The sequence below is a fragment of the Bacillus sp. (in: firmicutes) genome, from assembly GCF_031983925.1.
Lineage (GTDB): Bacteria > Bacillota > Bacilli > Bacillales > Bacillaceae_G > Bacillus_A > Bacillus_A pacificus.
This window is the reverse complement of the sequence record NZ_DALYZR010000001.1, coordinates 1,184,306-1,195,185: the sequence shown is the minus strand read 5'-3', so window position 1 is coordinate 1,195,185 and position 10,880 is coordinate 1,184,306. Positions and strand designations below refer to the sequence as shown.

10 protein-coding genes and 2 pseudogenes are annotated in these 10,880 nt (G+C 32.9%); 2 read left to right on the top strand and 10 right to left on the bottom strand.

Annotated elements, in window-relative coordinates:
* Positions 1–86 precede the first annotated feature (86 nt).
* Both RTP99_RS06210 and RTP99_RS27825 read right to left on the bottom strand, forming a co-directional pair.
* A complete protein-coding gene (locus tag RTP99_RS06210) occupies positions 87–959 on the bottom strand; it encodes an alpha/beta fold hydrolase (protein WP_000792740.1) in 873 nt (290 codons plus the stop codon).
* 227 nt (positions 960–1,186) lie between these two features.
* Positions 1,187–1,354: a glycosyltransferase gene (locus tag RTP99_RS27825; protein WP_318825955.1), complete on the bottom strand. Its 168-nt coding sequence runs from the start codon at positions 1,352–1,354 to the stop codon at positions 1,187–1,189.
* 1,008 nt (positions 1,355–2,362) lie between these two features.
* Between RTP99_RS27825 and gad the strand changes: the two genes are divergently transcribed.
* Positions 2,363–3,832 (top strand): glutamate decarboxylase, encoded by a 1,470-nt coding sequence (gene gad, locus RTP99_RS06200; RefSeq protein ID WP_001135422.1) that lies wholly within the window; start codon positions 2,363–2,365, stop codon positions 3,830–3,832.
* 56 nt (positions 3,833–3,888) lie between these two features.
* On the opposite strand, the gene RTP99_RS06195 is transcribed toward gad, so the two are convergent.
* The 3 genes and pseudogenes from RTP99_RS06195 to RTP99_RS06185 all read right to left on the bottom strand — a co-directional run.
* Positions 3,889–4,521: a type 1 glutamine amidotransferase family protein gene (locus RTP99_RS06195; protein ID WP_001193577.1), complete on the bottom strand. Its 633-nt coding sequence runs from the start codon at positions 4,519–4,521 to the stop codon at positions 3,889–3,891.
* Positions 4,522–4,595: 74 nt separating this feature from the next.
* Complete coding sequence (locus RTP99_RS06190) at positions 4,596–5,558, bottom strand: helix-turn-helix transcriptional regulator (RefSeq protein WP_001124129.1); 963 nt, start codon at positions 5,556–5,558, stop codon at positions 4,596–4,598.
* Between the two features lie 63 nt (positions 5,559–5,621).
* Positions 5,622–5,733: pseudogene (locus tag RTP99_RS06185) on the bottom strand (helix-turn-helix domain-containing protein); the annotation flags it as partial.
* Positions 5,734–6,353: 620 nt separating this feature from the next.
* On the opposite strand from RTP99_RS06185, the gene RTP99_RS06180 reads away from it, so the two are divergent.
* The gene (locus RTP99_RS06180) at positions 6,354–6,926 is read left to right on the top strand and encodes a DJ-1/PfpI family protein (protein ID WP_000684437.1); all 573 of its coding nucleotides are present in this window, start codon (positions 6,354–6,356) and stop codon (positions 6,924–6,926) included.
* A gap of 119 nt (positions 6,927–7,045) precedes the next feature.
* On the opposite strand, the gene RTP99_RS06175 is transcribed toward RTP99_RS06180, so the two are convergent.
* From RTP99_RS06175 to RTP99_RS06155, 5 genes and pseudogenes are all read right to left on the bottom strand, one after another.
* Complete coding sequence (locus RTP99_RS06175; protein ID WP_000831949.1) at positions 7,046–7,852, bottom strand: DegV family protein; 807 nt, start codon at positions 7,850–7,852, stop codon at positions 7,046–7,048.
* 199 nt (positions 7,853–8,051) lie between these two features.
* Entirely contained in the window at positions 8,052–8,558 is a 507-nt protein-coding gene (locus tag RTP99_RS06170) for a DUF3189 family protein (protein WP_000576326.1), read from the bottom strand.
* A gap of 79 nt (positions 8,559–8,637) precedes the next feature.
* Positions 8,638–9,093: a DUF1453 family protein gene (locus RTP99_RS06165; RefSeq protein WP_000355837.1), complete on the bottom strand. Its 456-nt coding sequence runs from the start codon at positions 9,091–9,093 to the stop codon at positions 8,638–8,640.
* Positions 9,094–9,304: 211 nt separating this feature from the next.
* A complete protein-coding gene (locus RTP99_RS06160; protein WP_000281848.1) occupies positions 9,305–9,937 on the bottom strand; it encodes a VanZ family protein in 633 nt (210 codons plus the stop codon).
* 137 nt (positions 9,938–10,074) lie between these two features.
* Positions 10,075–10,667 (bottom strand): annotated as a pseudogene (locus tag RTP99_RS06155) (GNAT family N-acetyltransferase).
* Positions 10,668–10,880 lie beyond the last annotated feature (213 nt).

Here is a 10,880-nt window from a genome sequence, read left to right as displayed (position 1 = left end):
CGCATTTTGTATAAAAATATACGTTAAGTTGATGGATGTGTGGTGCTACCCCATGTAGCGTCTGCAATGGAATACTAGAGGTTGTCCTATTTATTAAAAAATTTTAAAATGCGATCATTTATATATTGAGGATTCTCCATAGACATTAAATGGCCTACATCTTTCACTAATTCTACAGTTAAATTGGGTGATGAATTTTCAGCACATTTGAAAGCTTCTATTGGATTATACATTACTTCATTCTCTCCTAACATTAACAGCATTGGCGTTTGAATTTTGGCTAACTCTTGATTTTTAAAAATATATGGAAATCCTTGTTCTGTTGGAGTTTCATTTTTCACAGAATGATTCCGCATCATTCCTGCTATCAATTGTTCTTGAATAAAAGGATGAATAGTGTATCGCTTATTAAAAATCCAATCTAAAAATTTCTCGACCCCTTCCCTACTATTCATCATTCCTGAAGCATAGGAAAAAAACAAAGGATGAAAAGGAATATACGTTGCTGCAGGACTCATTATTACAGCCTTATTTACCATCTCTGGAAAAAATGTCAAGAAATTAACGGTATGCAAAGCACCATATGACAATCCTACAATATTCGTACTACTAATTTCTAATGTATGTAATACTTCTTTTAACCATAGTGCGTAACTTAAACGATTTGTAAAGTCTTTTTTAGGAATACTTTTATTTTTATCTCCTAAAATATCAACACACATAATTCTGAATTGTTTACTCCATTGCAAAATATTTGAATACCACATTGTCGAACTCATTTTTGCCCCATGGAGTAATACGAGAGGTTGTGCTAATTTATTACCACTTTCAATAATATGAGTCTTTCCTTGGGATGTTTGTACAAAGTAAGATGAAAAATTAGTTGGCCATAATTTTAGACTTTTTTCATAAGATTGTAGATAGTTAGTTTCTTGATATTTTTGTTCTAAATTCTTCATTTTTGTTCCCTCCATATAACTCATTTTTATAGTTCACTTTTAAAGTCACAGTAGTTTTGCTTTACCTAACACCCATTTTAAATTTAAAGGTTTCAATTTTATCGACTGCCTTGTTATATTCTCTATCGCTTTTTTAATATTTTCCGATTCTATAGCTGTTTTTTGTATAAATATCATTTGATAACACCTGCATTGCTGTATTACTTAATATTTCTGGAGTAAGCAAATTATAATTTAGCTGGACTCCGGCTTCTAATTCTTCTATTTATTCTTTGAGCAACTATAGGCTGACCTCCCATAACTGGAATAACTAGCATGGGAACACCAAAATATAAGTTTTCACTGGAACTATTCATTCCTCCACGTGTAATAAATAGATCAGTATGTTGGAGAATATCTAATTGAGGAACGTAATTATATAACTTAAAATTAGAAGGATTATTTTCTAATTTCTAATTGACTAACATCATTTTGTTACCCTACAACTAATATGACAGTAACCAGGATACCTCAAAATGTTGCAAAACATGTTTGATAAAAGTTGGGTTGCTGGTTAAATACTGTTCCCATAGAAATAAAAATTAACTTTTCTCTTCTCCTGTTCTAAGGAAAAAGAATCTCCATCTTTACGCTGTGCAATAGAAGGCCCGACAAATATATAAGAATCATCAAATTCCTCTACATTCCCTAAAAATCAAATAACTATTCCTTTATTGCTAGTGTCGATTTTGTACGGATATTTGAAGTGAAAATAAAAGTTTCCTCTTTGAATAAATTTTTACTAAATCCCCCTTCTACCCAAGAGTTTTTCTTCTTTTATTTTAATAAAATCACTTGTACTATTAAATGGAAGAAACAATTAAGAAACAAAGTTGATATAAAAAATCACGTAATACACTCTCTCTATTTCTCTCATGTATAATAAAAAAACACTAAGAGTAGCAAGGGCTGAATTATGCGCAGATATTAATATTTTTAATCTATTCATCATCAATATAATGAAGGTAAAAGTATTGATTTGAGAATATACACACAAAGATTACATTTAAGAAAGATGGAAGAACCCAATTCATTAAATTTATCACTTTAGCCAAAAAGACTCCTTCCTCAAGGAACGCGAAGTAAGTAGGTGGGATAAGAATGTCAGTTGGTATAGCCCAACATGTTTGCTATCATTTACTTGTACAGATTGCTCTTTAAAAAACGAAGATATGAGGTTGGTTGCAGAAAAACGTTGCAACCGTAAAATCTTCAACGTTCTATCACCCCACGCTGGTCGAAGTTGCGAAAACTCAGCTAAAGTAGGAGTGTGGTAAGTCGTTCTATAGAATTGTGCTCTTGGTTTAACAAATGATTTTTTGTAAATAATATGTTTGTTAAAAAATTTATTAAGGGGGACTTGTATGCCACAGGATCGAAAAGCAGAAGTTCAAAAACATGCATATGAAAGAAAAGAGATTATGCCAGATAATTCACAATCTCTACCGCGTCACATGCAAAAAGAGCTACCTCACGAATTTTCTGTAAATCCTCTGTTTGCCCGCGAAGGAGAATCCGTCGTTCCGCGTTTTCATATATCTGATGAAGGTATGTTACCAGAAACAGCGTATCAAATCGTCCATGATGAAATTACTCTTGATGGCAACGCCCGCCTAAATCTTGCAACATTCGTTAGCACATGGATGGAGCCTGCCGCAGAGCAACTATATGCAAAATCATTCGACAAGAACATGATTGATAAGGACGAATATCCACAGACAGCTGAAATTGAGGAGCGGTGTGTGCGTATCTTAGCCAACCTCTGGCATTCGCCAAGCCCCCTTACGACTATGGGCGTTTCAACAACTGGATCGTCAGAAGCATGTATGCTCGGTGGGCTTGCTCTAAAGCGACGCTGGCAAAATGCACGTAAAAGTGAAGGGAAGCCGTTGGATCGTCCCAATATTGTGTTTAGTTCGGCTGTTCAGGTCGTTTGGGAAAAATTCGCGAACTATTGGGAGGTTGAACCACGCTATGTAAAGGTTAGCCCAGAACATCCCCAATTGGATCCTCAGGGGGTTCTCGCAGCCGTGGATGAAAATACGATTGGTGTGGTACCGATTCTCGGTGAAACTTATACCGGTCTTTACGAACCGGTTGCCGAAATTGCAAAAGCGTTAGATGATTTACAGGCGAGAACGGGTCTTGACATTCCCATGCATGTAGATGCAGCTTCAGGAGGATTTATAGCACCGTTTCTTCAACCAGATTTAGTCTGGGATTTTCAATTACCGAGAGTGAAATCCATCAATGTATCCGGACATAAATATGGATTAGTCTATCCTGGATTGGGTTGGATAATTTGGCGGGAAGCTGAAGATCTCCCTGAGGATCTAATCTTCCGTGTCTCCTATTTAGGCGGGAACATGCCAACCTTTGCCCTGAATTTCTCTCGTCCTGGCGCACAAGTGCTCCTACAATATTACAATTACCTGCGTTTGGGGAAAAGTGGGTACTATGATATACAAAGGGCTTCCCAGAAAGTCGCTCTATTTCTTAGCAAAGCCATTCAGAAGATGGAACCATTCGAACTTTTGTCCGATGGCTCGGATATTCCGGTTTTCGCTTGGCGACTAAAAGAAGGTTACACATCAAATTGGAATCTTTATGATTTATCTCGACAATTACGTGTGTTCGGTTGGCAAGTACCCGCCTATCCATTGCCTCCAGATATGGAATCTGTGACAATTATGCGCGTTGTGGTTCGAAATGGATTTTCCATGGATCTCGCACATTTATTTTTGCGAAACCTCAAACAGACCGTTGCCTTTCTGGATTCCCTGGACGGGCCTATGCCGCATGATACGAAATGTAATAATGGGTTTCATCACTAAATGAAAAAAGCCTAATTTCTTCATATTAAATTGAGAAGTTAGGCTTTTTAGTTATTTCATTTATTTATTGAATTTATTAACTGGAAGAAGTATTCAGGTTTATGAGTCTTATTTAGCTTATACCATGAATGTAATGTATCTGGTGTAAATACATCCATTTTTTTCAGTACCTCCATTGCAAATTCCAGAGGAGCTATTCCTGATGCAGTAACTAAATTCGCATCAGATACCACAGATTCCAACTCATAGAATTTTTCTCCTTTATAGTTAGGACATACCATTTTAGTATATTCTAAGTTATTACTTGTATGTTTTCTAGTATCCAAGTATCCCATATTCGCGAGGGCATCAGTTGCACCACAAATTGCAGCAACAATAGTGCCAAGCTTTAAAGCTTGGTCGATTCTTTCCAAGATAGGTTGATGAATTTCTTCACTCCAAGTAGTCCCTCCTGGTAAAATTAAAAGATCTTTACTCTCAAAAGTACATTCATCAAGGGAAATATCTGGTTTTATGCTCAGTCCTCCCATAGTAGTAATCATTTCTTTATTAGCTCCTACTGTAATTACTTTCAAAGGTGCTAAATCTTTTTTAAAATATCTTCCTGAGTTTAGTTCAGCAATTAAATATCCATATTCCCAGTCTGACATTGTATTAAATACATATAGAAAAGCTTTTTTTGTTTGCATCCAATAACACTCCAATCACAATTTATATAGCTATTATAATATAACTTCCCTGACAGTTAACGTCAGGGAAGTTATCATACTTGATGAAATTTTATTAATTCCGACAGAACTTCAATAAGTCTATTTTTAAGACTTATTGGCTCAATAACTTTAATAGATTTATTGTACGGTAAAAGTAAATAAGGTACATATTTATGTATTATATCTTTTTCAAGAAGAAAAACTGCTTGATTTGAAGTCCGTTCTTGTAAATAATGTCCTAAAAACCAATGTTGGCAAATATCAGCCAATACATTTTTATCCCCATTAATAACCAAAGAAATAATATTTTCCTTATCTTCTATAGTTAGAAGAAGACTTTTTATAAAAAAGTCACTTGCCGAAAAATTTTCTAGCTGTTTAAACTTATTTTCAGTCAGCGTTAGACTTTCAATTCGATCTACTCTAAAAATACGGATATCATTCCTAAGATGACAAAATCCAATCACATACCACTTATTATTCCAATAGATAATTCTGTATGGATTGACCAATCTATAATTTAATTGCTTTTCACCACTTTTATGGTAAAGAATTTTTACTGAGTACCCGTCAGCTACGGCCCGCTCCAACTCCTTCAAAAAAGTTTCTATAGAGAGTGAAGTTAATCGGCTTATTACTTCAAGACTAGTTAAATGTTGGTTTATTTTTGTTTCCTGCTCTTGATTTGAGTATTTACTTAATTTTGAAATGGCCCTATTTAATGCTTCACCCCCATAATATCCGGCTTCTTCTGCAAAAACAGCAGCATGAAATAGTGAAGTTTGCTCTTCAAAATCAAAAAAAAGAGGAGCCTCAATAAAATTGTTCAATAAAGTGTATCCGCCGTTATGTCCTGGTTCTGAAATTATAGGTACGCCACTAGTTGAAATTGTATCAATATAACGATACACAGTCCTTATATTTATCTCTAACTTTTCTGAAATTTGTTTCGCAGTAATTTTTTTACCTGAACGAAGCATCCATAGAATTGCTAGCATATTGTCAATTTTAGGCATATAATTCCACCTCTATATGAAACTTATTTTCTATTATATATTTCTGATTTTTGGTATAACTCATTAACTGTTCCTTTCCGATAGCTTTCTAATATAATGAGGACCTAGACACATTTGTAATTTCACAAATGTAATTTACAGTCCCATCTCCCTCTTTATAGAGCTTTACTACATAAAGTGGGATAAATGGTACTGCAAGCGTAACTAGTTTCTTTACTTTCATATTAACCTTTCCCTTAAAACTAAAAAGATATATCTTTTGTATAATATTGGTTAAATTTGGATGGATGAATATTATTCTATATTGAAAAAATAAATACGTCAAAATTATTTTACGGAAATTATAAAAATCATATTATATATAGATTAGTAAGCTAATGATACAATGCCCCCTAAAAACGTGTTTCTATCTGTGGATTTATAAGAAAGGATGACGTTTTTATTTCTATTGGTATGTGTGATAAATTACACCTATTTCCTTGAGAATATTAAAAATCCTCATCCACAATACCTTACGAGTTATTGCTACAGATTTTGGTTTTGTGCAAAAAAAATTGATAGAATCCAAGAAAAAATTTTTATATCTTTTTATATTTAGAGAAGTTAAAAAATCAATACACCTCCTTCATATACGTGTAATATACAGGGATTTATAACTTGATATAGAACATAAAAAGGAGAAGTTTATATTGTAAACAAAGAGACGTATATATCGAGTTAGAATGAGCTGTTAAAACATTTTTTTATTAGAAGATTAAATTGGCACTGTTAATAACAGTAATGGAGGATTAGAAAATGAAAATTGCAATAGTCTGTTTCGATAACTTTACTGATATTGATGTTTTCCTACCATGGGATTTATTAAATCGTGTACGTTTAGTTGGTGGTATTTCTGATTGGGATGTCCAGCTTTTAGGAACGGAAAAAACTCATATATCCATGTCTGGCTTACGTATTCCCATGACAGCAAGTATATTTGATCTTCCTTCTGCTGACGCTGTAATATTTGCAAGCGGCAAGGGTGTACAAGATTTATATAAAAACCAAGAATATATTAATAGCATTCATGTAGATCCTCAAAGACAATTAATAGGATCTATGTGTTCTGGTTCACTACTATTAGGAGCTAAAAAATTGCTAACTGGCAAAAAAGCAACTACATATCCATCCGCAGTAGAACAACTTAAAGAATTTGGCGTAGAGGTTATTGAAAAAAGTTTCGTAAACGAAGGAAATATTTCAACTGCTGCGGGTTGTTTTGCTGCTCAAGAACTTTCAGCTTGGATTATAAGGACCCTGCTTAATGAAGAAATGGTTGATATTGTACTAGAAACTGTTCAGCCAGTAGGAAAAGGTTTATATTTTTAAATAAGTCGAGTGATTGGTTAGTCCTGGAAACAATAAAATGAATTCTTTTGCTTAATATAGACATGGTGTGTCCCCATTTTCAAATAAAAAAACCCGCGAATCATTCACGGGTTTTCTTCTTAATAACTAATTGCTATTGTACCTTCACCTGCATGTACCGCAAATGAAATTGGTAATGGATATAGTTTGAAATCCATTTCAGGGAATGCTTGTCTAATATCTGCAATCCATTCTTCAGCTCCAGGTTTATCGTTAGCATGGAACATGTGAAGTACTTTTGGTAATTCTTTTTCAAGTTCATTTTTAATGTATTCTCGACATTTTTGGATTTTGCGAACTTTCTTTTCAAGTAAAAGCTCGCCACCTTTTACTTCTAATATTAAGTTAACACTTAATAAACTCCCAAGTAAAAATTGAACTCCCTTTACACGTCCACTTGCGTAAAGACCCTTTAAACTTTTCGGGAATACGTGGAAAGGTCTTCTTTTTTCATCTACTAATGTTTTGTGTATATCTTGTAAAGTCATACCATCATTGTATAACGATTTCGCTTTTCTAATTAGTTCATCCATTGGATAACTTGTTGTTTCGCTATCTAATACCGTTAATGGGAAACCTGCCATTTCTGCAGCTAACTTCATGTTTTGATAGGTTCCACTTACTTTTCCGCTAATAGCAACTGCAAATCCCTCTTCATATTCTTCTTTGCATTTCGAAAATAACTCTACCATTTCCCCTATGTTAGGTTGTGATGTAGTGACAGTTTTACCTTCGTTTAAAGCATTATAAACGCGCTCGCGCACACCTTCTTCACAATCTTTATACGACACACCATCAATAATAACTTCAATTGGGATAACAAAGTTATCTCCTTCTGTTGTAAAACTCGCAGTTGTACTATCAGTAATCCAAGCAACACGCTTCATGTTGTTCCTCCCTTAATTCAATTCCTCTTTTCTAATTTTTCTATATATTTATGTTATGAAAAGAGAATATCCCTGTAATAGTAACAGGACTTTATTGTTTTGGCTATAGTAGATAGATGATAAATGTGAATATTTCTTGTCTTTTTCACAAATTAAAAAGAAAATCAAGAAATTTGCTCGATTTTCTTTTTCTCATACATTATTTAAAAGTTTCATTATCTAAAATCACAACATAATCATTCGTCAAGCGACCTGCTTCTTTCGTATAACTAACAAGTCTTTGTATGTTATCACAGCTAAGTTTTGCACCCCATACAAGTAATGGTACACCAATAAAGTCAATATGAAACCTTCTAGAAAACAGACCGCCAAAAGTCATTGGTAAAGGTACTGTTGGTGATGTATTAGAAAAAATAATCTTTTCATGACTTTGATAATGTTTTTGCAAAATCTCTCCTAAATGCTTCATCGCAGGTACAACAACTTTAGATGCCCCACACCCAACTGTATATACAGGATTACCATTTTCATCTATTCCATGAAAAATAATTTTCCCCATATCTTCGGTTTTCAATTTATTAAAGTAATCTACATTTAATATTTCTTCTTTCGTTAACTTACGGTCAGTTGGCAATTTATTTAAATGATAAGCTGCAGCGAGTGCAGTTGAATGTGTTCCGCCGAAATCAGTGTAAATGAATATCATATGATCATCCCTTGTTATAAAAGTTCAATGTTATTTAGTATTACCGTTCACAGCATTGTTAAACAAGGGATAAATGTATTTACACTTTTTGTATTAACTCATTATATTTTTTCCAGATATAATATCGTCTACTTATTACCGTACCTAATGTAATACATAAAAAGGCATTCGTTACAACCATTAATGTGGAATGTGTACTACCTGAAAACATACTTTGCTTAATTCCAATTTTCGCACCTAAAATAACAAGAAGAATCATTGTGCTTAACCAATTTCCTTTTCGTAATACATGACCCGTTTCACTATCTAATCGAAATGTTAAAACTTTTCCGCGTATAATGCCAAAACCTAAGCCAATTCCAAGCATTGCAACAAATAATAGTCCTTGCAGCAAAGTTATTTGTCCCATATGAATAATGGACTGGATTGTTACAAAGCCCAACAAAACTGGAACAAGCCAAATGCGATTTATTTTGACTTTTCGCTCTTTCCCTTGCATCAAAACAATAATAAGAATAACAAGTACAATATCCATTTAAAGTCCTCCTATATAGTTGTTTGCCTTTAAAAATTATATTCTCTTCTTTTCATTTCATAATTGAAATACGATAGCTACTTTTAATTGTATGATGTGGAATGTGATTTCCCATCAGTCTGAAGCATTATTTTAAAAAATAAAAAGACGTACGAGTAACGAGTACGTCTTCAATAATTTTATTAATATATTCATAACCTCATTTGAATTTTCATTTATCAACTAATTCTACATCTTTGGAATTAGTTTTATCTAACACTCGAATGTTAAATTTAGTAACCATTTTTAAAGAGATTTTATAAATAAAATATCCAAAAATAGAACCTAGAACGTTACAGATTACATCATCAATATCAGTAATACGTCCCACACCACTAAATAAAGACTCAATTAATTGTAGCAATTCAATACTAATTGATATAGAAAATCCTAGTAGAATTGTATTTTTGAATTTCTTGTATTTATTCCATAAAATTGGTACTAAAAACCCTAAAGGCATTAATAATAAAATATTCCCGCCTACATTTCTTACAATTAGACCAATCATAAATTGACTATCTCCATCGTAAGCACTACCAATTTGATTGATGTCTTTAATAATTGATACAAATGGCATCATATTGACCGATCGATTCAAATTTTCAATATTAGAAGGAAAACCGATTGGTAAAGGGAATAGAGTGACTGCTACAATCATACAAATATAGACTACGAATAAAAAGCTTATTATTTCTTGCCACCAAATCACATATTTTTTATTTTTTATACTCATTAATATCCCACGTACAATTAAATAACAAATAATCACTAAAATAATAAACAAACTACCATTGATCATATACAAGATGTTAGCACTTCCCTTCATAATGAATTAATAATTAAAATTTACAACTCTATAGTAATGTTTTTGAATCCTAAAATCTTTATGATTATATACATAAAATTACAAAACCCCTTATTTAGTAAATAAAGGGTTTCTCGTCAATTAAAATGTTTTTCAAAACAAAAACAATCATGAACTCGTTTAAATTGTTTTCTTATGTCTTCTTTATTTTCACCTGTATAATGAGCAAATGTTTGAACCGGATATAACTGATCAATATTACTTTTCATTACACCTTTTATCTCGTCTGTATGATCGCTATATACGTGTAAATACGAATCTACGTTTACAAATCCGTTCTTTTCATACCATCCATGTACCCATAGGTTGTCCCTAGTCCATGCTTCCAGGCGATTTAGGTTAAGTTCTTTCGCTAACTTTTCTGCCTCATTTAATAGTTGATTACCAATTTTCATTCTACGGAAATCCGGATGAACTGCAATATGCCAAATCATGCCCCAAGACCTGTTCCTCTTGAACATACCGTACGTTCTTCTAATTCATATTCAATATCTATTAAACCCACAATTTGATTTTCGTATACAGCTACTAATTCAATTGCAGGATTTTCATATTTTTCTTTCTCTCTAAATACGTTATCGTAATATGCTGTATCTAAAAAAGATAACACACGGCAACGTACCCAACCGGTTTCATCAGATTTTTTATATGCTCTAATCTTAATATCCATGTAATCTAAAAGCCCCTCTATATTTTTATTAATTTTTTAACCCCTACTTCGTTACTTTAGACATATAATCAATTGAACAATCTAAATCTAGATATAATAATTTCCTGTGCTACATCCTTTGCATTAATCATACTTGTCACCGTCATATACAGAAGAGATTCTTCCACCTAATTATTATTCAATATATAGATAGAAGAATCCTCTAGTGATGTA

Coding starts and splice junctions, on each gene's coding strand:
- RTP99_RS06210 (WP_000792740.1), bottom strand. CDS start 959: ATGAAGAATTTAGAACAAAAATATCAAGAAACTAACTATCTACAATCT.
- gad (WP_001135422.1), top strand. CDS start 2,363: ATGCCACAGGATCGAAAAGCAGAAGTTCAAAAACATGCATATGAAAGA.
- RTP99_RS06195 (WP_001193577.1), bottom strand. CDS start 4,521: ATGCAAACAAAAAAAGCTTTTCTATATGTATTTAATACAATGTCAGAC.
- RTP99_RS06190 (WP_001124129.1), bottom strand. CDS start 5,558: ATGCCTAAAATTGACAATATGCTAGCAATTCTATGGATGCTTCGTTCA.
- RTP99_RS06180 (WP_000684437.1), top strand. CDS start 6,354: ATGAAAATTGCAATAGTCTGTTTCGATAACTTTACTGATATTGATGTT.
- RTP99_RS06175 (WP_000831949.1), bottom strand. CDS start 7,852: ATGAAGCGTGTTGCTTGGATTACTGATAGTACAACTGCGAGTTTTACA.
- RTP99_RS06170 (WP_000576326.1), bottom strand. CDS start 8,558: ATGATATTCATTTACACTGATTTCGGCGGAACACATTCAACTGCACTC.
- RTP99_RS06165 (WP_000355837.1), bottom strand. CDS start 9,093: ATGGATATTGTACTTGTTATTCTTATTATTGTTTTGATGCAAGGGAAA.